The 22,209-nt window shown below is 70.7% G+C and carries 17 protein-coding genes and 1 riboswitch; of the genes, 7 read left to right on the top strand and 10 right to left on the bottom strand.

The features are described from left to right. Positions 1–58 precede the first annotated feature (58 nt). Positions 59–1,516, bottom strand: coding sequence for an aldehyde dehydrogenase family protein (locus tag ACIBLA_RS07565; protein WP_363241875.1), 1,458 nt, complete (start codon positions 1,514–1,516; stop codon positions 59–61). A 115-nt stretch (positions 1,517–1,631) separates the two neighbouring features. Further along, positions 1,632–2,513 (bottom strand): helix-turn-helix transcriptional regulator, encoded by an 882-nt coding sequence (locus ACIBLA_RS07560; protein WP_363241874.1) that lies wholly within the window; start codon positions 2,511–2,513, stop codon positions 1,632–1,634. A 344-nt stretch (positions 2,514–2,857) separates the two neighbouring features. Here ACIBLA_RS07560 and ACIBLA_RS07555 point away from each other — a divergent pair, with 344 nt between their 5' ends. Then, positions 2,858–3,352 carry an ATP-binding protein gene (locus ACIBLA_RS07555; RefSeq protein ID WP_363241873.1) on the top strand — a complete coding sequence of 165 codons (495 nt, stop codon included), beginning with the start codon at positions 2,858–2,860 and terminating at the stop codon, positions 3,350–3,352. Positions 3,353–3,389: 37 nt separating this feature from the next. Here the strand turns inward: ACIBLA_RS07555 and ACIBLA_RS07550 are convergent, their stop codons facing one another. After that, positions 3,390–3,626, bottom strand: a complete 237-nt coding sequence (locus ACIBLA_RS07550; RefSeq protein WP_031230206.1) for a DUF397 domain-containing protein — start codon at positions 3,624–3,626, stop codon at positions 3,390–3,392. 263 nt (positions 3,627–3,889) lie between these two features. Here ACIBLA_RS07550 and ACIBLA_RS07545 point away from each other — a divergent pair, with 263 nt between their 5' ends. Beyond that, positions 3,890–4,381, top strand: a complete 492-nt coding sequence (locus ACIBLA_RS07545; protein WP_363241872.1) for a hypothetical protein — start codon at positions 3,890–3,892, stop codon at positions 4,379–4,381. Between the two features lie 55 nt (positions 4,382–4,436). Here ACIBLA_RS07545 and ACIBLA_RS07540 read toward each other — a convergent pair whose 3' ends face one another. After that, complete coding sequence (locus ACIBLA_RS07540) at positions 4,437–5,675, bottom strand: DUF2786 domain-containing protein (protein WP_363241871.1); 1,239 nt, start codon at positions 5,673–5,675, stop codon at positions 4,437–4,439. Between the two features lie 221 nt (positions 5,676–5,896). On the opposite strand from ACIBLA_RS07540, the gene ACIBLA_RS07535 reads away from it, so the two are divergent. Beyond that, positions 5,897–6,463: a sugar O-acetyltransferase gene (locus ACIBLA_RS07535; RefSeq protein WP_363241870.1), complete on the top strand. Its 567-nt coding sequence runs from the start codon at positions 5,897–5,899 to the stop codon at positions 6,461–6,463. Positions 6,464–6,570: 107 nt separating this feature from the next. On the opposite strand, the gene ACIBLA_RS07530 is transcribed toward ACIBLA_RS07535, so the two are convergent. Continuing rightward, on the bottom strand, positions 6,571–7,485 hold the full coding sequence (locus ACIBLA_RS07530) for an NADP-dependent oxidoreductase (RefSeq protein WP_363241869.1): 915 nt from the start codon (positions 7,483–7,485) through the stop codon (positions 6,571–6,573). 172 nt (positions 7,486–7,657) lie between these two features. Here ACIBLA_RS07530 and ACIBLA_RS07525 point away from each other — a divergent pair, with 172 nt between their 5' ends. Continuing rightward, positions 7,658–9,364, top strand: coding sequence for a bifunctional 3'-5' exonuclease/DNA polymerase (locus ACIBLA_RS07525; RefSeq protein WP_363241868.1), 1,707 nt, complete (start codon positions 7,658–7,660; stop codon positions 9,362–9,364). Between the two features lie 592 nt (positions 9,365–9,956). Continuing rightward, a complete protein-coding gene (locus ACIBLA_RS07520) occupies positions 9,957–10,358 on the top strand; it encodes a VOC family protein (protein ID WP_363241867.1) in 402 nt (133 codons plus the stop codon). A 104-nt stretch (positions 10,359–10,462) separates the two neighbouring features. Here ACIBLA_RS07520 and ACIBLA_RS07515 read toward each other — a convergent pair whose 3' ends face one another. Then, the gene (locus ACIBLA_RS07515) at positions 10,463–11,983 is read right to left on the bottom strand and encodes a glycoside hydrolase family 3 protein (protein WP_363241866.1); all 1,521 of its coding nucleotides are present in this window, start codon (positions 11,981–11,983) and stop codon (positions 10,463–10,465) included. Between the two features lie 177 nt (positions 11,984–12,160). Then, a riboswitch (cobalamin riboswitch) is annotated at positions 12,161–12,411 on the top strand. Positions 12,412–12,567: 156 nt separating this feature from the next. Here ACIBLA_RS07515 and metE point away from each other — a divergent pair. Continuing rightward, complete coding sequence (gene metE / locus ACIBLA_RS07510) at positions 12,568–14,892, top strand: 5-methyltetrahydropteroyltriglutamate--homocysteine S-methyltransferase (RefSeq protein ID WP_363241865.1); 2,325 nt, start codon at positions 12,568–12,570, stop codon at positions 14,890–14,892. Positions 14,893–14,951: 59 nt separating this feature from the next. On the opposite strand, the gene ACIBLA_RS07505 is transcribed toward metE, so the two are convergent. The 4 genes from ACIBLA_RS07505 to ACIBLA_RS07490 all read right to left on the bottom strand — a co-directional run bounded on the left by ACIBLA_RS07505 (position 14,952) and on the right by ACIBLA_RS07490 (position 19,409). Then, positions 14,952–15,593 carry a GNAT family protein gene (locus ACIBLA_RS07505; protein ID WP_363241864.1) on the bottom strand — a complete coding sequence of 214 codons (642 nt, stop codon included), beginning with the start codon at positions 15,591–15,593 and terminating at the stop codon, positions 14,952–14,954. A 119-nt stretch (positions 15,594–15,712) separates the two neighbouring features. Next, positions 15,713–18,157 (bottom strand): FtsX-like permease family protein, encoded by a 2,445-nt coding sequence (locus ACIBLA_RS07500; RefSeq protein ID WP_399198050.1) that lies wholly within the window; start codon positions 18,155–18,157, stop codon positions 15,713–15,715. Next, positions 18,154–18,888 carry an ABC transporter ATP-binding protein gene (locus tag ACIBLA_RS07495; protein ID WP_363241862.1) on the bottom strand — a complete coding sequence of 245 codons (735 nt, stop codon included), beginning with the start codon at positions 18,886–18,888 and terminating at the stop codon, positions 18,154–18,156. Before ACIBLA_RS07495 ends, ACIBLA_RS07500 begins: the two co-directional genes overlap by 4 nt. Beyond that, entirely contained in the window at positions 18,885–19,409 is a 525-nt protein-coding gene (locus ACIBLA_RS07490) for a PadR family transcriptional regulator (RefSeq protein WP_363241861.1), read from the bottom strand. The genes ACIBLA_RS07495 and ACIBLA_RS07490 overlap by 4 nt, the downstream gene beginning before the upstream one ends. A 174-nt stretch (positions 19,410–19,583) precedes the next feature. On the opposite strand from ACIBLA_RS07490, the gene ACIBLA_RS07485 reads away from it, so the two are divergent. Then, positions 19,584–22,175: a polysaccharide lyase family 8 super-sandwich domain-containing protein gene (locus tag ACIBLA_RS07485; RefSeq protein ID WP_363241860.1), complete on the top strand. Its 2,592-nt coding sequence runs from the start codon at positions 19,584–19,586 to the stop codon at positions 22,173–22,175. The last annotated feature ends 34 nt before the right edge of the window (positions 22,176–22,209 follow it).

Genomic DNA, 22,209 nt, shown 5'->3' with positions numbered 1-22,209 from the left:
AATCACTCGCGTGGCAGCGGTGTCGATCGCGGCGGTCACGGCCGCTGCCGCCGCACGGTCAGAACGGGAAGGTCGATCGCCCGTACTGCACCGAGATCCACTTCTGCGTGGTGAAGGCGTCGACCATCGACTCGGCGTTCACCCACTCCGCACCGGAGTGCTTCTCACCGCCGAACGGGACGATCGGCTCGTGATGACCCGTGCTGTCGTTGATGTGGATCATGCCCGTGTTGATCCGCCGCGCGACCCGGACGCCCCGCTCGACATCGCCGGTGTGGATGGCGCCGCTGAGCCCGCACCGGGTGTCGTTGGCGACCCTGATCGCCTCGTCCACGCCGTCGAAGGGCAGCAGGATCGCGACCGGGCCGAGTATCTCCTGGGTCAGGACGGGCGAGTCGAGAGGCAGCCCGGTCAGCACGGTCGGTGAGACGAGATTGCCGTCGACGGTGCCGTGCACCAGCGCGGTCGCGCCCGCCGCGACGGTCTCGTCGACCAGCGCGCCGACGGCGTCGGCCTGCTGGGAGCTGATGAGCGGGCCGATGACCGTCTTCGGGTCGGCCGGGTCGCCGACGGTCAGCATCTTGACCCTGGCGACGAACTTCTCGGTGAACTCCTTCTCGACCGCGCGGTCCAGCAGGATGCGGTTCGCCGCCATGCAGACGGGGCCCTGGTACGCGTACCGGCTGAAGACCGCCGCGTGGACCGCGTAGTCGACATCGGCGTCCCCGAGGACGATCAGCGCGCTGTTCCCGCCGAGATCGAGTACGGAGCGCTTGAAGTTCTTCGCGCAGACGACGGCCACGTGCTGTCCCACCCGGTCGGAGCCGGAGAAGGAGATGACCTTCGGTATCGGGTGCTCGATCAGCGCGTCGTCGATCTCGGCGATGTCGGTGATGACGACGTTCAGCAGTCCGGCGGGCAGACCCGCGTCCTCGAAGACCTTGGCCACCAGGGACCCGCCGCAGATCGGCGTGTTCTGGTGCGGCTTCAGTACGACGGCGTTGCCGAGCGCCAGCGCCGGGGCGACGGACTTGAGCGACAGCAGGAACGGGAAGTTGAAGGGGCTGATGACGCCGACCACACCGACGGGGGCGCGGTGGACCCTGTTCTCCGTGCCGTCGACGGGCGAGGGAAGTATCCGGCCCTCGGGGCGCAGCGTGAGCTGTACGGCCTCGCGGAGGAGTTCCTTGGCGAGACGCAGCTCGAAGGCCGCCTTCAGGCGCGTACCGCCGAGTTCGGCGATGATCGCCTCGGTGATCTCTTCCTCAAGGTCCTCGACGACGCGCAGCGCGCGTTCGAAGACCTGCCTCCTGGCGTACGGGTTGGTATCCGCCCATGTGGTCTGGGCGCGCTCGGCTGCCCGGTACGCCTGGTCCACCTCGTCGGCCGTCGCCACCGCGATCGACGCCAGTTTCTCGCCGTCGTAGGGATTGAAATCGATGATGTCCCACGAGCCACTGCCGGGCCGCCACTCGCCGTCGATGTACTGCTGGTCGAGTTCGGCGAAGAAGGACATGTGATCCCTAACCTCAGAACCGGAAAACTGATGTCACGTCATCATACTTACGCTGCGTCAGAGTCAAGGGGCTTCAAGAACGTCCGAAAATCGCCGCCCGTGTGGCTCAACGGCTTCAGGAGAGTTGCAGCAGACCTCGCAGCAGGTCACGGCTCTCGGCCGGCCCGAGGCTGTCCTCGTGCAGTCGCGTCATCACCCGTTCGTACTGGGTGACTTCCTCCCGCTTGTCGAGATACAGCGCGCTCGTGAGCTGTTCCAGGTACACGAGGTCGGAGAGATCCGACTCGGGGAAGCGCAGCATCGTGAAGGCGCCGCTCTCGCCGGCGTGCCCGCCGAAGCTGAAGGGCATCACCTGGAGCGTGACCGTCGGATGCTCGGAGATCTCGATCAGATGCGCCAACTGGCCGCGCATCACCGACCGGTCGCCGTACGGGCGCCGCAGCGCCGCCTCGTCCAGCACCGCGTGGAAGCGCGGGGCACGCTCGGAGACGAGCACCTTCTGGCGCTCCTGGCGCAGCGCGACGCGGCGGTCGATGTCCGCCTGGGGCGCGTTCGGGATGCCACGCTTGACGACCGCGTGGGCGTACGCCTCGGTCTGCAACAGGCCGTGCACGAACTGGACTTCATAGATGCGGATCAGCGAGGCGGCGCCTTCGAGTCCGATGTACGTCTGGAACCAGCCGGGCAGTACGTCGCCGAAGCTCTGCCACCAGCCGGCGACGTTGGCCTCACGGGCGAGACCGATCAGGGACCCTCGTTCCATCTCGTCGGCGACTCCGTAGAGCGTCAACAGGTCCTCGATGTCCCTGGACTTGAAACTCACCCGCCCCAACTCCATACGGCTGATCTTGGACTCGGACGCGCGGATCGAGTAACCGGCCGCCTCACGCGTGATGCCACGCGACTCACGCAGCCGCCTCAGCTGCGAGCCCAGCAGTATGCGCCGCACCACGGATCCGCCCGGTTCGACTGCGGTCACGTCTCCAACCCTCCCCATACGGTCCATCTCCCACTATTTATCCCACGACACTCTCGGAGTACCCCCGAACCCTGAGAGCCGGATTGTGCCATCAAACGCATCAGCCCGTACTCATTCGATTACAGAAATGAGAAGCCTTTGGGAAGAGCGCGAAAGTAGCCGCCAGAAGAAATAATCCGGAACTTCACATCCCTGGACGAGTCGGGCGCGTGCACGTGCATCTGCCCTTGCATCTGCCCTGCGCATTGGGAACCATGGTCCTCGCCGCACCTGCGTGCTCGTTCGTGTTTGACGTGTTGTGACGCTGTACCACCGCACCACCGCAGTATCGCTACGGCCGCGAATCCCGGGGAGTGCCTCGCATGGGGACGAATGGATCGACCGTGCTCGAGCCGTTAAGGCAGGGGCTTCCGCCGATCGATCCCTCAGCCGTCTCCAGCTCGGCGTCGTGCGCTCTGCCCGCCCGCTACGAAGCGGTACGCGGCGCGCGGCAGTTCACCCGGACGACACTGCGCCAGTGGGAACTTGACGACCGTTTCGACGACGTCGCGCTGGTCGTCTCCGAACTCGTCACCAACGCGCTACGCCACGCCCTCCCTTCGGACACACCGCGCGAGCCGCAGGAACCGCCGGTACGACTGCATCTGATGCGCTGGACGACCCGGCTGGTGTGCGCGGTGCGCGATCCCAGTTGCGCGGGTCCCGCGGCGCGCGAGTCGGACGAGGATTTCGCCGCGGAGTCCGGCAGAGGGCTGTTCCTGGTGGACTCGTTCAGCGATACGTGGGGCTGGCATCCGCTGGCCGGCTCGCTGCACGGCAAGGTGGTCTGGGCGCTGTTCCGGCTGCGGGCGGAATGACGACGGGCGGCCGGCGGACTCAATCCGAGGGCCGGTCTCAGGCCGTCAGATGATCGAATTCCCCGTCCTTCACACCCGCCAGCATGGCCACGATCTCGGCCCGTGTGTACACGAGGGCGGGGCCTTCGGGGTGGCGTGAATTCCGTACCGCCACACCCCCGCCGGGCAGTTTGGCGAACTCGACGCAGGAGCCCTGCGAATTGCTGTGCCTGCTCTTCTGCCAGACGACTCCGTGAAGCTCGGTGGCCGCCATGCCGTTGTACGCGTGGTGCACAGGACGCTCCCCGAGTTGCAAGGTGCAGGTGTCAACTAGCTCGGATCATAGCTGTGTTCACATGCCAATGCATGAGCAGATGCACGTGCACGGGGGGTGTTCCCTTGACTACAGGCTTGCGAACGTATGACTCATTCATTGAGACGTACGGAAAGCCCTTTCGGTGCCGGGGTTTCAAGGGTCGTCCGGAACTCGCTGCCACAGTTGTGAGGCGGCCGTCCTGGTAGCTTGGCGCGGTCTTGGAACTGAAGGGGGACAGCTACATGCACAAGCTTCTACGGACCGGCGTCGCCACGGCCGGACTCGTCGTCGCGCTCACTCTCACCGGCTGTGGCGGCGGTGACAGCGGTGACGACTCCGGTAAGGACAAGGGGTCCGGCACGCCGACCCCGACGGCGCCGGACGGGGGCGCCGGCGAATCCACCCCGGACGCCGACTCCACCGCCGACAGCCTGGAAGGCACCTGGGCCGGGACGACGGAGGGCAAGGCCATCGCGCTGTCCGTCAAGGAGGGCAAGGCCGCACTCATCGCCGACGAGCACATCTGCCAGGGCGATGTCGAGGAGATGGGCGGCGAGCCGATGCTGTCGCTCAAGTGCGCCGACGGTAACACCGACCGCACGATGGGGTCGATCGACTCCAACGACGGGAAGACTCTGGTGCTTTCGTGGGAAGGCGGCACGAAGGACAGCCTCGCCAAAACGGAGCCGGGCAAACTCCCCGAGGGGTTGCCGACCGACATTCAGGTGCCGTGACGGAGACCGCTTTCCCCTCTTGAGGGCGTCGGGTTACGGGAACTCGGCGTCCTCATTATGAGGAGGTGACGCGGGCCCGGTCGGCCGCCGCCGTGCCGTGCGCCCATCCTTCACCGTCGGTCACGCCGCGCACTCTCGTGCGTACCGTTTCGGGGAACATCCGCTCCGCGCGGTCGGCGACCGCCACGTCCCGTGCCGCCAGGACGGGCAGCAGGCGCCCTCCCCGGTCGGCCGTGAGCTGTCCGGCGGTGAGCCGGTCGGTGGCGGCATGCTCAGTGGTGACCTGCTCGGTGGTGACCTGCTCGGTGGCCGCCGCGAGCCGTTCGCCGATCCGGTGGGCGTACGCCATGAGGAACGACTGCCGGAAAGTCTTCGTCCGTCGACGGCCCGACGCCCGCTGAGCGGCCTCCGCACGCGTCATCGCCGCAGTCCCCTGCACGAGCAGCGACGTGTGCAGCAGCTCGACCACCTCCAAATCCGGCTCAAAACCGACCACGGTGGAGAAGCCGAACGTACTGCTCCACACCGACCGGCAGCGGTTGGCGGACGCGACGGCGTCGAGCAGGATCGCCTTCGCCGTCTCGTACGGTGCGTCCACCCCGATCCGGCACGCGGCCGGTACGTCGCCGCTCTGCGTGCGGTCGGCGAGCAGGGCCTCGTCGATGCTGTGCCGGGCCATCAGCTCCTGCGCCTTGGCGCTCAGCGCCTCGGCCTCCTCCGGGTAGTCCGTGCCCTCGGCCTTGGCCAGCAGGGCGCGGATGCGGGTGAGCATGCGCGGCTCGCCGTCGGTCGCCGGGAGATGGACGGGCGTGCCGGGCACCGGCCCCACGGACTCGATCGCCGGGAGCCTGACGAGCAGCCGGTACAGCTCCAGTGCGGTGGTCGCGTACGAGAAGCGGTCGGCGGACCGGGGCGGGGTCCCGGCCCTGCGGTCGGCTTCGAGGTCGGCGGCGATCTCCGTGAGCTGGGCGTCCCAGCGCGGGGTCAGCCGTTCGTACCGGACTGCCTCCGCCGCGATCAGCTCGGCGACGAGACGCGTGTGCGGCTCGTCGAGGTCACGGCGTACCAGCCGTACGACATCGGCGGGCCGCCAGCCCCGTTCCCACGCGCGACGCAGGAACCCCTCGCCCCGCAGGCGCAGCTCGGTGTCGGCCGCCGGATCGGCGGCGAGCAGAGAGGCGCCGGTGTCCAGGCCCCTGCCGCCGTCGGTCTGCGGGTCGGCGTAGAGCGCGGCGGTGAAGGCGCGGTCGACCGTGCCGCCGACCGCGTCCGACTCGCCTCGCGTACCTGACATGGAACCGTCTCCCCCTGCCCTTGTTCGCCCCGCTCCGGACGTCGCGACGACAGGCCGTCGTCCATGGTCGCAGAAGACGAGTTATCCACAGGCTGTGCATATCGAACTACTGCACGACCTGCGTGGCTGCCCGTCTGTCCACAGGCTGAGGGGGTTCCTTCACGCGATCCGGCGCACCGCCCTACCGTGGTGGAACTCACGACGAGAGGGCAGGGGCGCACATGGGCGAGAACAAGAAGCTGATGCTGGCCGGCGACTGGTATCTGCCGGACGACGAGGAGCTGGAGGCGGAGTCCCGGCGGCGGGCCGACCTCTGCTCCGCGTACAACGGGACGGGCGGGGGCGCGCTCCCCGACGCGGAGGGACGCGAGCGGATCCTGGGCGAACTGCTGGGGTCGATGGGTGAGGGCGTACGGATCCGGCCCCCGTTCAACTGCGACTTCGGGACCTACATCAGCATCGGCGCCCGGACGTTCATCAACTTCGGCGCGGTCTTCCTCGACACCGCGCCGATCACCGTCGGCTCCGACGTCCAGATCGGGCCGAACGTCCAACTGCTCACACCGACCCACGAACTCGACACCGAGCGCCGCCGGGCGGGCTGGGAGCGGGCGTCGCCCGTGACCATCGGCGACAACGTCTGGCTCGGCGGTGGCGTGATCGTCTGTCCCGGCGTGACGATCGGCGCGAACACGGTGGTCGGCGCGGGATCCGTGGTCACGAAGGATCTGCCGGCCGGGGTCCTGGCGGTCGGCAACCCGGCACGGGTGATACGCGAGCTGGGGTAGGGCGGACGGGCGGGCGCCGCCCGGCGCCCCGGCTGCCCGGCGTCCCGGCGTCCCGGCTGCCCGGCATCCCGGCATCCCGGCTCCCGCCCAGGGGGCGACGCGTCAGCTCAGGGCTTGATGATCAGCTTGCCGCGCGTATGGCCCGACTCGCTCGCCGACTGGGCCTGGGCCGCCTCGGCCAGGGGATACGTCCGGGCCACCAGGACGCGCAGCGTGTCGTCAGCCGCCAGCCTGGCCTGCTCGGCGAGGCCCGCGCGGCTCTCCTCGGGAGTCGAACCGCCCGAGGAGAACGGCACGCCGTGCTCGGCGGCCGTCGGGTCGGCGATCGTGATGATCCGGTCCGTCGTGCCACCGCGCAGAGTGATCGAGTCCGGCAGCGCGCCCTTGCCCGCCGTGTCGAAGACCGCGTCCACGCCCTGGGGCGCGGCGGCGCGGACCCGCTCGACCAGGCCCTCGCCGTACGTCACGGGGGTGGCGCCGAGCAGCCGCACGTAGTCGTGGTTGGCCGGGGAGGCGGTGCCGATGACCGTCGCACCCCGTGCCGCGGCGAGCTGGACCGCCATCGATCCGACGGATCCGGCCGCGCCGTGCACCAGCAGGGTCTCGCCCTCCTTGACGGCCAGGTCGTCCAGCACCCGCCGGGCCGTCTCGCCGGCGACCGGCAGCGCCGCCGCCACGTCCCAGCTCAGTCCGGCGGGTTTGGGCACGACGAGGGTGGCCAGCGCGTACTGCGCGTAGGCGCCTCCGATGGACCAGCCGAGGACCTCGTCTCCTACGGAGAGTCCGATGACGCCGTCGCCGACAGCGTCCACGACCCCGGAGAACTCGGCACCGGGGACGGCGGGGAACACGGTCGGCATGATCTCCGCCATCCAGCCCTTACGGATCTTCACATCGGCCGGGTTGACCCCCGCCGCCCGGACGGACGCGCGGATCTGGCCGGGCCCTGGCTCCGGCTGCTCGATGTCCTTGATGTGAAGCACCTCAGGACCGCCGAACTCCTCGAAAACGATCGCCTGCATGTCAGCCTCCGTAGAGCGATTTCGATGTGATCCGTATGAGTCGGTTCGTGTGTGCGTCACTTCGATGTTCGCTGGGCGCAGTCCCGTCCGCCTCTTGAAATGTTCTGAGATGTTCCAGCCGGGTCAGTTCGGCGGCGGTCCGTTGTCAGACCCGGCTGGAAGACTCGGATTCGTGATCGGACGGTGGGCTCTGGCCCCGGCGGAGGGCGGCGGCGCGTGGCTCGCGCCGCTGGGCGCGGACGCGCGCCCAGCCGGGCCCGTGCTGCGCGAGCCCGATCTCGTCGAGGCGGTCAGGGCGCGGCTGCCCGAGGTGACGCGGTGGGTGTGGCGGTCCACCGCCGAGGTGGCGCCCCGGCTGCTGGCCGCCGGGGTCCGGGTGGAGCGGTGTTACGACATCGAGGCGGCGGAGCTGCTGCTGCTCGGCCATGAGGGGCGGCTCGGGGAGCCCCGGTCGGCCGCCGCCGCCTGGGCGCGGCTGCGGCGGGGGCCCGTACCGCCGGATCCGCCGCAGCGGGCCGCCGAGCCGGGTTCGCAGTCCTCGCTCTTCGAGCCGCAGGCAGGTGCGGAGGTGCCGTTCGACGGACTGCTGGAGGTGTACGAGGAACAGCAGCGCCGGCATGACGCGGCGGAGCGGCCCGGCCGGATGCGGCTGCTGACGGCGTCGGAGTCGGCGGGGATGCTGGTGGCCGCCGAGATGCACGCGGCGGGTGTGCCGTGGCGGGCGGATGTGCACCGTGCCCTGCTGGACGAGTTGCTGGGCGAGCGGTACGCGGGCGGGGGCGAGCCGCGGCGGCTGGCCGAGCTGGCCGAGCTGGTCTCGGAGGCGTTCGGGCGGCGCGTGCGGCCCGATCTGCCGGCGGACGTGGTGAAGGCGTTCACGCGGGCGGGGATCAAGGTGAGATCGACGCGGCGGTGGGAGCTGGAGGAGATCGACCATCCGGCGGTGGCTCCGCTGATCGAGTACAAGAAGCTGTACCGCATCTGGACGGCGCACGGCTGGAGCTGGCTCCAGGACTGGGTGCGGGACGGCCGGTTCCGGCCGGAGTATCTGCCGGGCGGCACGGTCTCCGGCCGGTGGACGACCAACGGGGGTGGCGCGCTCCAGATCCCGCGCGTCATACGGGGAGCGGTCGTCGCCGACGAGGGCTGGCGGCTGGTGGTCGCCGACGCCGACCAGATGGAACCGCGTGTGCTGGCCGCGATCTCCCGCGACCGGGGGCTGATGGAGGTCGCCGGGCACGACGAGGATCTGTACAAGGTGCTGTCGGACCGCGCGTTCTCCGGCGACCGGGGGCAGGCGAAGCTCGCCCTGCTGGGAGCGATCTACGGCCAGACGTCGGGCGACGGCCTGAAGAATCTGGCCGCCCTGCGAAGACGGTTCCCGCGGGCCGTCGAGTACGTGGACGACGCGGCTCGGGCGGGTGAGGAGGGCCGGCTCGTACGGACGTGGCTGGGCCGGACGAGTCCCCCGGTGGCGGGAGCGGAGGACGGCGACGAGGCGGGCATCCCACAGGAGGCCGGTGACCCGGCATCCGGTGAAGTGCCGTCCGGCGGGGGCGAGTTCGTGCCGGGGTACGCGTCGACGAACGCCCGCGCGCGGGGGCGCTTCACACGGAATTTCGTGGTGCAGGGCAGCGCGGCGGACTGGGCGCTGCTGATGCTGGCGGCGCTGCGGAGCGCGACGGCGGGGATGCGGGCGGAGCTGGTCTTCTTCCAGCACGACGAGGTGATCGTGCACTGCCCGCAGGACGAGGCGGCGGAGGTGGCGGTGGCGATCCGCGAGGCGGGTGAGCTGGCGGGCCGGATCGCCTTCGGCGAGACACCGGTGCGGTTTCCTTTCACGACGGCGACGGTGGAGCGGTACTCGGACGCCAAGTGAGGGCATGGAGGGGCGGGAAGCCGACGCCTGGCGCGGGCGGGGGCGGTCTGGTGCGGTGCGTCGCAAGGCGGAGGGGACGCCTTCCCTGCCCGCCCGCCGCGTTGCGGCCGGAAGACTCCTTGGAGCACGCCATCACGCGACGGATCAGCCGTGTGGGGGCCGGACGTATGTCCGCAGCTACCGCCGGTCGTCGGGGACGCTGTTGTACGGGAGGCGACGCTGCGGACCCGCCGCCGTGCGGCAAGCTCCTTCCTTCGCTGTCCAGTTGAGGTCCAAAAGCCCGCACCTGCCGACGGAGGATCAGCGACGGGCGCCACAGCCAGTGGCCGGGGGCGCTGCGTACGGCAGTCGGCGCCGACGACGCCAGTCCGGCGGCACAGCCGGGACCGCCGCCGTGCGGCAAACGCCGCCCTTCGCCGTCCAGTTGGCGCCCAGACGCCCGCGCCTGCCCCCGCCATCAGGCATGACGCCGGTGTTGACCGGTTGGCGTAATCCCTCCGAGCCTTTACGATCCCCGATGGGCATCGCGCGTTGGTCACCGGCTGGGTGAGGCGTGGAGGTTCCCGTGAGATGCCTCTGGAGGCATTCCACCGTGTCAGTAGAGTTGAATCACACGATCGTTCACGCCCGTGACAACCGGGCTTCCGCCGAATTTCTGGCGCACATCCTGGATCTGGAGATCGGCACCGAATGGGGCCCCTTCATTCCGGTCGACACCGGCAACGGCGTCACTCTCGACTTCGCGACTGTCGGTCAGGAGTCCATCACTCCGCAGCATTACGCCTTCCTGGTGCCCGAGGAGGATTTCGACGGAATCTTCGGGCGGATCAAGGAGACCGGAGTTGATTTCTTCGGTGATCCGCACGGCAGGCTTCCCGGCGAGATCAATCACAACTACGGCGGGCGTGGCGTGTATTTCATCGATCCGGCGGGTCACTACCTGGAAGTGATCACGCAGCCGTACGACAACGTCGTAACGGACGCGGACGAGTAGGACCGTAAGCCGGTAGCAACTCGCCTTCGCAGCAAGGGCAAGCAAGGGCGTTGGGGACCGGCCGCAACCCTGCGGTCTCCAACGCCCGCCCCACGCCGTCGGCGTCAGCGGCGCCCCGTCAGGAACTCCGCCGCCGCCAGGCCCGAGACGCGGGTCGCGCCGTGGGTGACCAGGTGGACGGCGCCTGGCGCAGAGCCGTTCGGTACGCCCATCTCCACGACCACCGCGTCGGGCCGGCTCCCCAGCAGCCGCGTCATCGCCGCCGACATCCAGCCGTGCCGCGCCGCGTCGCGCACCACGACCACGAGTGAGCGTTCCGCCGCCGGGTCGAGCCCCTTGCGGTCCAGCAGGTCGCCCGACTCCGTCAGGTCGGCCTCCGTCAGCCGTACGGATGTCGTGCCCGGCAGCAGATCGCTCAGCGGAGCCGCCACACCCCACGGGGTCTGCCCGTCGACGGCCAGATTCATCGTCGGCGACAGCTCCACCACATGGGGCGCGCCGACGAGCGGCAGCACCGACTCGCGGCTCTGCTCGGTCAGGACCCGCAGCGCGCGCCTGGCGGCGACGAGGCCGATGTCGGACGCGGTGTCGTCGGTGGTCACGGCGCGCGTGCGGCTGCCCGACCAGGCGGCGAACTCCGCGACCCGCGCGGCGGCTTCGCTGATCCGCGCCTCGGGCAGCGTGCCGTCGACCACGGCCTGGACGAGGGCGTCCGTGAGCTGGTCGAAGGTGGCTTCACCGGCGTGCTCCCCGCCGACGCACACCGCGTCGGCCCCGCCGGTGACCGCCCGTACGGTGGCCCCGTCGATGCCGTAGCGGGCGGTGACCGCGCTCATCTCGATACCGTCCGTCACCACCAGACCGTCAAAACCCAGCTCGTCGCGGAGCAGGTCCACGAGGATGCGGGGACTGAGGGTGGCCGGCAGCTCGGGGTCGTACGCGGGCGCGAGCAGGTGCGCGGTCATCACCACCCGTACGCCCGCCTCCATCGCGGCGACGAACGGCGGCAGCGCGACGGCGGCGATCTCCTCGGCGCTCCCCGAGACCTGCGGCAGGCCGTGGTGGGAGTCGACCGAGGTGTCCCCGTGGCCCGGGAAGTGCTTGGCGCAGGCGGCGACGCCGGCCGACTGGAGCCCGCGGACCCAGGCCGCGGTGTGCCGGGAGACGACGTCCGTACGGGCGCCGAAGGAGCGGGCACCGATGACCGGGTTGAGGGGGTTGGAGTTCACGTCGGCGCTGGGCGCGTAGTTGAGGGAGATGCCGGCGGCGTGGAGCTCGCGCCCGATGTCGCGGGCGACGGACTCGGTCAGGTCCACGTCGTCCACGGCACCGAGCGCGAGATTGCCCGGCCGGGAGGCGCCGCTCCAGGCTTCGAGCCGGGTGACGTCACCGGCCTCCTCGTCGATGGCGATGATGAGGTCGCGGTTCTCCGCGCGTAGCTCGGCGGTGAGGCGCGCGACCTGCTCGGGGTCGACGATGTTCCGGCCGAACAGGACGACGGAGGTGAGGCCGCCCGCGATTCTGCGGCGGACCCAGTCGGGCAGGGTCGTACCCACGAATCCGGGCTGGAGCACGGTCTCCGCGAGACGCGTCAGTTGCTGGTGACGGCTGCTGCTCGGCTCCATGCGGGGTCCTCCGAGTGAACACAAATTTGGTACAGGCCAATCGGATGTTGGCTTAGACCAATAGGCATGTCAAGGAGGTATCGGACTGCCCCGTTGTACGAACTCGACCCGGAAGCTGGTGGATTAACCCGGTCATGAATGTTTGGTGAGGCTTCGAGGGAGCGGATGTACACCCGCTAGGCTGGTTGTGCAGCTGGTTCGTTTCCGTCCGATGGGGCGGGAGCGTCGTAAGAGGGAACCCGGTGGGAATCCGGGACTGCCCCGCAGCGGTGAGTGGGAACGACCGCCGTCATCAGCACTGGGCCCGTGCGGGCCTGGGAAGCGACGGCCAGTAGGTGCCCCGTATGCGACGTGCGCGACGTACGCGACGTACGCGATACGGGACTGGCCCACGAGTCCGAAGACCTGCCCGCTGCCCGTGCGCGGCCGATCGCGTACGGAGATCCCGGTGACCTCGTGGGCGGGTCGGCGTGCATATCGGTCGGGCGCTCGCCCGCCCGGTTCTGTACCCCTTCGTGTCTCCGATCCGTCCCCGGTAACCAGTCACCAGGGATCGCAGGAGACGACTCGCGAAGGAGAGTTCCGTGACAGACAAGTCCGCAGCCGCGGCAGCACGCGCCACCGTGTACGGCTACCCCCGGCAGGGCGCGCATCGCGAACTGAAGAAGGCCGTCGAGGGCTACTGGAAAGACACAGTCGGCCCCGACACCCTGCGCGACACCGCCGTCGGCCTGCGCCGCGCCAACTGGGAACAGCTGGCCGCCGACGGCGTCCACGAGGTCCCGACGGGCGACTTCTCGTACTACGACCACGTCCTGGACACCAGCGTGATGGTCGGCGCGATCCCGCAGCGGCACCGCGCGGCGGTCGACGCCGACGCGCTGGACGGGTACTTCGCGATGGCACGGGGCACGCAGGACGTGGCGCCGTTGGAGATGACGAAGTGGTTCGACACCAACTACCACTACCTCGTGCCCGAACTCGGCCCGGACACCGTCTTCTCCGCCGACTCCGCCAAGCAGGTCGCCGAACTGACGGAAGCCCTCGCGCTCGGCCTCACCGCGCGCCCCGTGCTCCTCGGCCCCGTCACGTACCTCCTGCTGGCCAAGCCCGCCCCCGGCGTGGCCGACGGCTTCGAGCCGCTGACGCTGCTCGACCGGCTCCTTCCCGTGTACGCGGAGGTCCTGGCCGATCTGCGTGCGGCCGGCGCCGAGTGGGTGCAGCTGGACGAGCCCGCGCTCGTCCAGGACCGCACCCCGGCCGAACTGAACGCCGCCGCCCGCGCCTACCGCGACCTGGGCGGCGGCGCGACCGACCGGCCGAAGCTGCTGGTCGCCTCGTACTTCGACCGGCTCGGCGACGCGCTGCCGATGCTCGCCAAGGCACCCGTCGAAGGGCTCGCGCTCGACTTCACCGGCCCGGCCTCCGCCAACCTCGAAGGCCTCGCGGCCGTCGGCGGGCTGCCCGGCAGGCGGCTGGTCGCGGGCGTGGTCGACGGACGCAACATCTGGATCAACGACTTCGAGAAGTCCCTCGCGACCCTGGGCACGCTCCTCGGCCTCGCCGACCGCGTCGACGTCGCACCGTCCTGCTCCCTGCTGCACGTCCCGCTCGACGCGACCGCCGAGCGGGACATCGACCCGGAGATCGCGAGCTGGCTGGCGTTCGCCCGCCAGAAGAGCACCGAGGTGGCGACGCTGGCCCGCGCCCTGGCCGAGGGAACCGGCGCGATCACCGCCGAACTCGCCGCCAACCGCGCCGCTCTCGCCTCCCGCGCGGGCTCGGCGCTCACCCGCGACCCGGCCGTGCGCGCCCGCGCGGCGGCGGTCACCGGCGCGGACGCGCGCCGTTCGCAGCCGTACGAGGTGCGCACCGCCGCCCAGCGGGCGCACCTGGGGCTGCCGCCGCTGCCCACGACCACCATCGGTTCCTTCCCGCAGACCGCCGAACTGCGCGCCGCGCGGGCCGACTTGCGCAAGGGGCGGCTCGACACCGCCGGATACGAGGAGCGGATCAGGAAGGAGATCCGCGACGTCCTCTCCTTCCAGGAGAAGGCCGGGCTCGATGTCCTGGTGCACGGCGAGCCCGAACGCAACGACATGGTCCAGTACTTCGCCGAGCAGCTGACCGGCTACGTCGCCACCCGGTACGGCTGGGTGCAGTCGTACGGCACCCGTTACGTACGCCCGCCGGTCCTCGCGGGTGACATCTCGCGGCCTGAGCCGATGACGGTGCGCTGGACGTCGTACGCGCAGTCGCTCACGGACCGGCCGGTCAAGGGCATGCTCACCGGGCCGGTCACGATGCTCGCGTGGTCCTTCGTCCGGGACGACCAGCCGCTCGGCGACACCGCGCGGCAGGTCGCGCTCGCGCTGCGCGACGAGGTGAACGACCTTGAGGCGGCGGGCACTTCGGTGATCCAGGTCGACGAGCCCGCACTGCGCGAGACGCTGCCGCTGCGCGCGGAGGGGCGGGCCGCGTATCTGGCGTGGGCGACCGAGGCGTTCCGCCTCACGACCGGAGGTGTCCGTCCGGACACGCAGATCCATACGCACATGTGCTACGCGGAGTTCGGCGACATCGTCCAGGCCATCGACGACCTCGACGCGGACGTCATCAGCCTCGAGGCCGCCCGCTCCCACATGCGGGTCGCGGACGAACTCGCCGCGCACGGCTATCCGCGCGAGGCGGGACCCGGCGTGTACGACATCCACTCCCCGCGCGTCCCGAGCACGGCCGAGGCAACGGTGCTGCTGCGCAAGGGACTTGAGGCGATCCCGGCCGAGCGGCTGTGGGTGAACCCGGACTGCGGCCTGAAGACGCGCGGCTGGCCGGAGGTCCGTACGTCACTGGAGAACCTGGTCGCGGCGGCGCGGGAGATCCGCGCGGGGCTGCCGACGACGGGCTGATCGGCGAGGCACGACGTGTGTGGCCGGGGCCTCGTACCCCCGGCCACACTCTGGTGGCTCTACAGCCCGAAGAGTGCCAACGACCGCTCCAGTCCGTGCACTTCGACCGGGACCGTACGGTGCGCCTCCCACCCCGCGCGGTCCAGGCGCAGCCCCCGCTGGGTGCGTGCCTCGCCCCGTACCGACGACACCATCAGCCCGTCCGGCCGGTAGCCGAGCTTCTCCGACACCCGCAGCGACGGCGCGTTGTCGGTCATGGCCGACGACGTCATGTACCGCGCCCCCAGCCCCGCGAACGCCAGATGCAGCACGGCCGCCCGCATCTCCGTACCGATACCGCGCCCCTGGTACGCCCGCCCCAGCCACGAGCCGGTGTGCGCCTCACCGGTCACCGCGAAGTCCGTCGCGCCCAGGTCCTGGCGGCCGACCACCTTTCCCTCGCAGCTGACCGCCAGGCTCAGCAACCATGTCCGCGGGGTCCAGCCCGCCACGGTGCCGAGCAGATGCTGGAAGGTCGACCGCGCGCGTTCCTCGGGGGTCGCGTCGGTCCATGCCACGGCGAACGGCATCCAGTTCTCGTCGTGCACCCCGGCGGCGGCGACCGTCGCCAGTTCGGACAGCCGCTCCAGGTCCGGGAGCCGCAGTTCAAGGCGCGGGGTGGTGATCCGCAGGGCGTACAGGGGCCAGATAGGAGGTTCCATGACGGAAGCCTGCCGAACCGGCCGTCGGGGCGTCGAGCGGATTACGTGTCAGGCCGCCAGGGCGACCAGACCCGGACCCAGGTGTTCCGAGGCGGTGGGGCCGGGCGCCGGCCCGCCCCCTACTCCGTACGCAGCCCCTCCGGCCGCATCATCCGCCACAGCGGGGGCAGGGTCGCCAGCGTCACCAGCAGGATCACCGAGGCGCCGACCGCCGCGTATGGGACGAACACCCACCAGTCACCGATCGGCTTCCCGACGATCCCCAGCATGAACCCGGCCAGGACGAGCCCGCCCCCGACCGCGAGAGCCGTGCCCAGCAGCACCGGCACCGCCGTCTGCCACAGCACCGACCAGACCAGCGTCCTGCGCCGCGTACCGAAGGCCACCAGGACGGACAACAGGCGCTTGCGCTCCCGCAGTTGCTCGATCTGGGAGACCAGCAGGCTCGCCGCGATCAGCATCATCGTGAGGGTGCCGCCCACCAGGAGACCGTTCTGGACGCTCCCGTACTGCTTGTCGCGCTCCTGGTCCGTGAGCGGGTTGATCCGCAGCGTCGGGTCGATGTCGGCCGCCGTTCCGCGTACGTACTCGGCCGCGTCCGGCACCGTACGGTCGACCTTGATCGAGGCCCTGGCCGTGGCTCCGGGCAGTTTCACCGAGCCGAGGGCGCCCGGTGTGACGAGGATGCCGTCGTGGACGTCACCCATCGGGTCGGGGAAGGTGACCACCGTGCGAGCCGACTCGGGCAGCGTCCACAGCAGGGGCTTGCCCCCTTCCTCGTAGTTGCCGGTCAGGTCGACGGGCCTGCCGGGAACGGCGGCCTCCTTCAGCCGGTCGTTCTGCTCCTTCACCCCGGCCGACCCGACCTTCTTCGCGGCCCTGGCGTCGAGGCGCCCCACGAAGGTGTCCCCGTCCCGGCAGGAGGGCAGTTCGGCGATCTCCTTCAGCGTCGCGCAGGTCCCGACCGTGAGGCTGGTGATCGGCTGCCAGCCGTGCTCCGTGGGGGCGCCGGTGGCGGCCACATACGTCTCGACGGTGCCGATGACCTTCGAGACGCCCTTGGTGTCACGGAAGTCCTGGATCATCCGCTCGGCGAGCGCGGAGTCGCCGTAGTCGCCGGAGACGTAGAAGTCGGCCCGCTCGGTGTCCTGCCCCGTGATTTCGAGGAAGTCCTTCTGCATCGCGCCGAACATCATCTGGAGCGCGATGGCGCCCGCCACGGCGACGGTGATGCCGCTCACCGCCCGCGCCGCCGTGCCGCTGCTCAACTGGAGCCTGCGCGTGGCCAGTTGCCAGGGCACCGGTCCGCCGCGCAGCCGTGAGACGGCCAGTTCGACGAGCCAGGGCAGCAGCCCGGCCAGTCCGATCAGCACGCACGAGGCGCCGACGGCGATGGGAACGGCCCCGACCGACTGCGACATGGCGTCCACGCGCCCGGTCGTCGCGAGGATGCCGACGCCGAGTACGGGCAGCAGCAGCCGCCACCAGAGCCTTCGTCGGCGCGGTCCGGTGTCGCGTACGACTCCGAGGGGTTCGATGGCCACCGAACTCAGCGCGGCCTGGGTGACCAGGACGGCCGCGGCCGGCACCGCGAGCACGATGAGCAGGGCCAGTCCGGGCACAGGGGTCAGGTCGGAGGGGAAGGCGCCGTATCCCCAGAGCCTTACGTGGCCGACGACCTGACGCAGTATCAGGAACAGCGCGGCACCGACGGCCAGCCCGGCCACCGTCCCGCCCAGGGCCTCCCCCGCCGCGATCCGCCGCACCGTCCTGGCGTCGGCCCCCACCAGGCGCAGGGCGGCCAGTCTGCGGTCCCTGCGGTCGCCGCCGAAGCGGACGGCGGTGGCGATGAAGATGCCCACCGGCACCAGCAGCACCACGCACATCAGGATGACCAGCACCACGAGCAGCGGGTCGAACGGTGCGGGGGACTCGTCGAGGCCGTAACCGGGCGACCGGATGCCGACGCCGTCGACGGTCAGCGTCGAACTGCCCGCGTAGAAGCGCAGTTCGCCGGGGTCGACCAGACCCGCGTCCCCGATCGTGCCGACGATCCGGTCGTCCAGCCGCTCCGCGAGCAGCGCGCCTTCGGACGAGGCGAGCAGATCGCGCAGGGCGGGCGAGACGACCATCTCGCCGGCGCCGGGGATCGCCGCGACCCCCGGCGGCGGCGGTGCTTCGGCCCCTTCGGGGCGCAGCAGCCGGCCGGTCACCGGGTCGCCGCGGTATTCGGTGCTCGCCTCGGCCCAGAGGAAGGTGGTGTCCGTGATGCCCTTGCCGACCGCCTGCGAGGTGGCGTTCGGGGTGTCGCGCGCCTCGGTGCGGCTCTGGCGGACGTCGAGGAGCTGCGGTACGGAGGCGGCGGCGAGGAGCAGCGCGACGCCGAGGCCGACTCCGAGGGCGGTCAGCGCCGTACGGGTCCAGCCCTCGCGCCCGCCGGACGCGGCGAAGCGCAGGCCGAGGGCGAGGTCACGCGCCCAGGCGCGGGCGCCGGTGGGGGCGGCGGCGGGAGGGGGCGGGGGCGGTGGGCAGCGTGGTGGTGCCTCCCGGTCGAGAACCGTCATGCCGCGTGCCCCACGCCGCTGTTCCCGTGACCGGCGCCGGCCACGTACGCGTCCATGTCGCGTGTCCTGCCGTCCCGTACGACGACCTCGCGGTCGGAGTACGCCGCGACCCGCACCTCGTGCGTGACCAGGACGACGGCCGTTCCCGTCGACCGCGCCGCGTCGGTCAGCAGCTCCATCACGCGCTCGCCGTTGAGCGAGTCGAGCGCGCCCGTCGGCTCGTCGGCGAACAGCACGCGGGGCGAGGTGACGAGCGAACGCGCGACGGCGATGCGCTGCCCCTGACCGCCGGAGACCTCGCCGGGCCGCTGGGCCCGTACGTCGGTGACCTCCAGGCGCTCCATCCACTCCAGCGCGATCCGCTCGGCCTCCTTGCGGCGGGTGCCGCTCAGCCGCAGCGGCAGCGCCACGTTCTCCACGCAGGTCAGTTCGGGCACGAGCTGGCCGAACTGGAAGACGAAGCCGAAGTCCGTACGGCGCAGGGTGCTGCGGGCGGCGTCGGACAGTTCGGTGAGATCGCGGCCCTGGTAGGTGATGGTGCCGGAGTCGGCGGGCACGATGCCGGCGAGACAGTGCAGCAGCGTCGACTTGCCGGATCCCGACGGGCCCATGACGGCGACGAACTCACCGGGGTGGATCGAGAACGAGGCGCCGTCGAGTGCGTGGGTGGAGCCGTACGTCTTGCGCAGGTCGTGCGCGACGAGCAGCGAGCCCGCAGGCGCGGCGCTCATCGGCGTACCTCTTCGGCGAGCTTGTCCAGCCGGGCGGCCGCAAGTTCCAGCCAGCGCAGATCGGCCTCCAGATGGAACAGCGCGTGGTCGCAGATGAGCTGGTCCGAAAGGTCTCCGTGCCGCTTGCGCTCGGTCAGGGTGCGCATCATCCGCAGATGCTCGGCCCGCTGGGTGTCGAGCAGATCGGCGGCGCTGCGGCCGGTGAGCAGCGCGATGACGACCTTCGTGTAGAGGGTCGACTGGAGATACGGCTCCGGCTTCTCCGGCTGCGCGAGCCAGCGCTCGACATCGGTGATGCCGGCCTCGGTGATCGCGTACCGCTTCCGCTCGGGTCCTCCCCCGGCCTCTATGCCGTCGACCTCGACGAGCCCGTTCTTCAGCAGCCGGGACATGGTCGAGTAGACCTGCCCGTAGTGCAGGGGGCGATCGTGGCCGAAGGAGTCGTCGAAGGCGCGTTTGAGGGTGTAGCCGTGCTGGGGGCCTGATTCGAGGAGCCCGAGGAGGGTGTGACCGATTGACATACCCCACACTCTACACACGGCGTATACATGCTGTGTATAGGGGGGGTGCGGTGACGAAGGCCGGACAAGGTCACCGCAGGGGTCCCGCCCCTGACGGTCGCCGATTCATTGACAGGTACAACCCCGGTTGTTTGGATGCGGCAAGCGCTTTCCGGCCGTGATTGGAGCAGTCCCTTGCAGCTCTCGCGCCGCACCCTGTTGACGATGTTGCCCGCGTCCGCCCTGCTCGCCCTGGCCGCGCCACTGCGCGCCCGTGCCGCCGCGCCGCCCGCAGCTGCTGGAGCCGCTCGCGCCGCCGACCCCGTCCCCAACCACGCCGCGCTCCTCGCCAACACCCTCGCGATCTTCGCCGGCACCGCCGAGTCCAACGCCCGCCCCGAGGTCGCCGCCAAGCTCGCCGCCCTCACGTCGACGGCGCGCACCCGCCTCGCCGCCCTGGACGGCGCCGGACCCGGCGAGCTGTTCAAGGGCGTCGCGCTCGGCACGAGCGACGCGAACCTCAGCACGTCGTACCAGTACCTGTACGAGATAGCCCTCGCCACCCGCGCCCCCGGCCCCGCCGCCTCGGACCTCCGGGACAACGTGAGCGTCCAGCGCCGCGTCATCGACGCCCTGGCGCTGCTCCACACCACGTACTACGGCGATCAGTCGAAGGGCTACTACGGCAACTGGTTCCACTGGGAGATCGGCATCTCCGCGAGCGTCAGCAAGACCCTCGTCCTGCTGAAGGACGAACTGGCCGCGTACAAGCCGGACCTGGCCGCCACGTACCTCGCCTCGATGGACGCGTACCTGCGCAACGGCAAGGACGGCGACGTCGACCTCGACTCGCGCTTCCACACCGGCGCCAACCTCGCCGACATCACCACCAACCGCATCCTCCAGGGCGCCGTCACCGGCGACGACGCGCGCGTGACCAAGGCCGTCGCCGACCAGCTCACCGTCTACGCGACGGTCGATCCGTATCACCCGCGGCACGGGGTCACCGACGGCTTCTACGCCGACGGCTCCTTCATCCAGCACGACTCGGTCGCCTACACCGGCTCGTACGGCAAGGTGCTGCTCACCCGCGCCGTACAGACCGTCAAGATCCTCCAGGGCACCGATTACCTCGACACCGCCACCGCCGACCTGGTGGCCGTCGCGCAGGGCTGGGTCGCCGACGGCTTCGCCCCGCTCGTCTTCGAGGGCTGGATGATGGAGGTCGTCAAGGGCCGCGGGGTGTCGCGGACGGCGACGGGCTACACGGATGTCGCCGTCGTGGTCGAGGCCGTGGTCGACCTCTCGGGACACGCGACGGGCGAGGACGCCACGGCCCTCGCGGGGTACGTGAAGTTCGTACGGCAGACGTCGAAGGCCGCGCTCGACCCGGTCGTCTTCGTCTCACCGGTGAGCGTCGCGCGCTACGCGGACATCCTCGCCGACACGTCCGTGCCGGCGCGGGACCTCGGGGCCGCCGAGAGCCACACCGCGTTCAACGCGATGGACAAGACCGTGCACCGGCGGCCCGGTTACGCGTTCGCGCTGGCGCGCAGCTCGAACCGGATCAGCAAGTACGAGTACATGAGCGGCGAGAATCTGATGCCGTGGTTCCAGGGCGACGGCACCCACTATCTGTATCTCGCGGGCCAGGACCAGACGCTCGCCTTCGGCGTCGACTACTACACGACCGTGTCGCCGTACCGGCTGGCCGGTGTCACCGCGCCCGTGGAGACGCGCCGGACGATCCCCGAGCTGTACGGCACCGCCTGGTACGACAACCCGGAGCGCGGCTTCACGTCGTCCTCCGAGTCGCAGAACACGTACGTCTACTTCCCGCGCGGCACCAACTCCCTGTCCGGGGGCGCCCGTCTGGGCACGTACGGCGCGGCCGGACTCGTGCTCGGCGACGACGTGGCGTACGCCGCGAAGCAGGCCGGCGAGCTGCCCGACGACTTCGTCGCCTACCGCAACGCCGCCGCCACCAAGTCGTGGTTCATGTTCGACCACGAGATAGTCGTCCTGGCGGCCGGGGTCGGCGACCCGGCGGGCCGCGCGGTGACGACCACGCTCGACAGCAGGATCGCCGCCGCGCCGGACGCCGTCACGGTCACGGGGCGGCTGCGGGACGGCGGGGCCTGGTCGGGAAGTGGTACGGCTCCGGGCCCGGTGGCGTGGCTGCGGTACGCGGACGCCGGGCAGGGGGTGTCGGTCGGGTACGTGTTCCTGGACGGGCACCGCCTCCCGACGGTCCGGCTCGACACGGTCTCCAGGAGCCGCCGCGTGGTGCGCACGTCCAACCCCGACACCCTTGTCACCAAGCGGGTGTTCTCGCTCTCGGTCGACCAACCGGCGGGCGCGCGACGCCTGTCGACGGCGTACGCGCTCGTACCGAACGCCACGGAGGGGCAGTTGAAGGCGTACGGACGCGGGCGCGGTCCGCTGTCGGTGATCGCCAACACCACGCGGGTCCAGGCCGTCGAACACCACGGCCTGTCCCTCCTCGCCGCCAACACCTTCACCCGCGGCACGCACCACGCCGACCGCCTGTCGATCGACGGCGCCGCGTCGGTACTCCTGCGGACGTCCCTCGACGGCACCCTCTCGATCGCGGTGTCCGACCCGACGATGGAGCGGGACACGGTCTCGGTCACTGTGCGGGGCCGTTGGCTGCGCGCGGTGTCGTCGGACGAGGGGGTCGGCGTCCGCAAGGTCCTCGGCGGCACCCGCGTCGACGTCAACACCCACCAGGTCCACGGCCGCAGCCTGACGGCACGGCTGCGGTAGCGGGCGCGGCCGTACCACAACCGGAACCCGGTCC

Source organism: Streptomyces sp. NPDC050433 (assembly GCF_044458565.1).
Lineage (GTDB): Bacteria > Actinomycetota > Actinomycetes > Streptomycetales > Streptomycetaceae > Streptomyces.
Note: the sequence above shows the minus strand (reverse complement) of the source record. Positions and strands in the feature narration are given on the sequence as shown.

Coding starts and splice junctions, on each gene's coding strand:
- ACIBLA_RS07535 (WP_363241870.1), top strand. CDS start 5,897: ATGGGCGAGAACAAGAAGCTGATGCTGGCCGGCGACTGGTATCTGCCG.
- ACIBLA_RS07490 (WP_363241861.1), bottom strand. CDS start 19,409: ATGTCAATCGGTCACACCCTCCTCGGGCTCCTCGAATCAGGCCCCCAG.
- ACIBLA_RS07495 (WP_363241862.1), bottom strand. CDS start 18,888: ATGAGCGCCGCGCCTGCGGGCTCGCTGCTCGTCGCGCACGACCTGCGC.
- ACIBLA_RS07555 (WP_363241873.1), top strand. CDS start 2,858: ATGGGGACGAATGGATCGACCGTGCTCGAGCCGTTAAGGCAGGGGCTT.
- ACIBLA_RS07505 (WP_363241864.1), bottom strand. CDS start 15,593: ATGGAACCTCCTATCTGGCCCCTGTACGCCCTGCGGATCACCACCCCG.
- ACIBLA_RS07540 (WP_363241871.1), bottom strand. CDS start 5,675: ATGTCAGGTACGCGAGGCGAGTCGGACGCGGTCGGCGGCACGGTCGAC.
- ACIBLA_RS07560 (WP_363241874.1), bottom strand. CDS start 2,513: ATGGGGAGGGTTGGAGACGTGACCGCAGTCGAACCGGGCGGATCCGTG.
- ACIBLA_RS07515 (WP_363241866.1), bottom strand. CDS start 11,983: ATGGAGCCGAGCAGCAGCCGTCACCAGCAACTGACGCGTCTCGCGGAG.
- ACIBLA_RS07530 (WP_363241869.1), bottom strand. CDS start 7,485: ATGCAGGCGATCGTTTTCGAGGAGTTCGGCGGTCCTGAGGTGCTTCAC.
- ACIBLA_RS07545 (WP_363241872.1), top strand. CDS start 3,890: ATGCACAAGCTTCTACGGACCGGCGTCGCCACGGCCGGACTCGTCGTC.
- ACIBLA_RS07565 (WP_363241875.1), bottom strand. CDS start 1,516: ATGTCCTTCTTCGCCGAACTCGACCAGCAGTACATCGACGGCGAGTGG.
- ACIBLA_RS07500 (WP_399198050.1), bottom strand. CDS start 18,157: ATGACGGTTCTCGACCGGGAGGCACCACCACGCTGCCCACCGCCCCCG.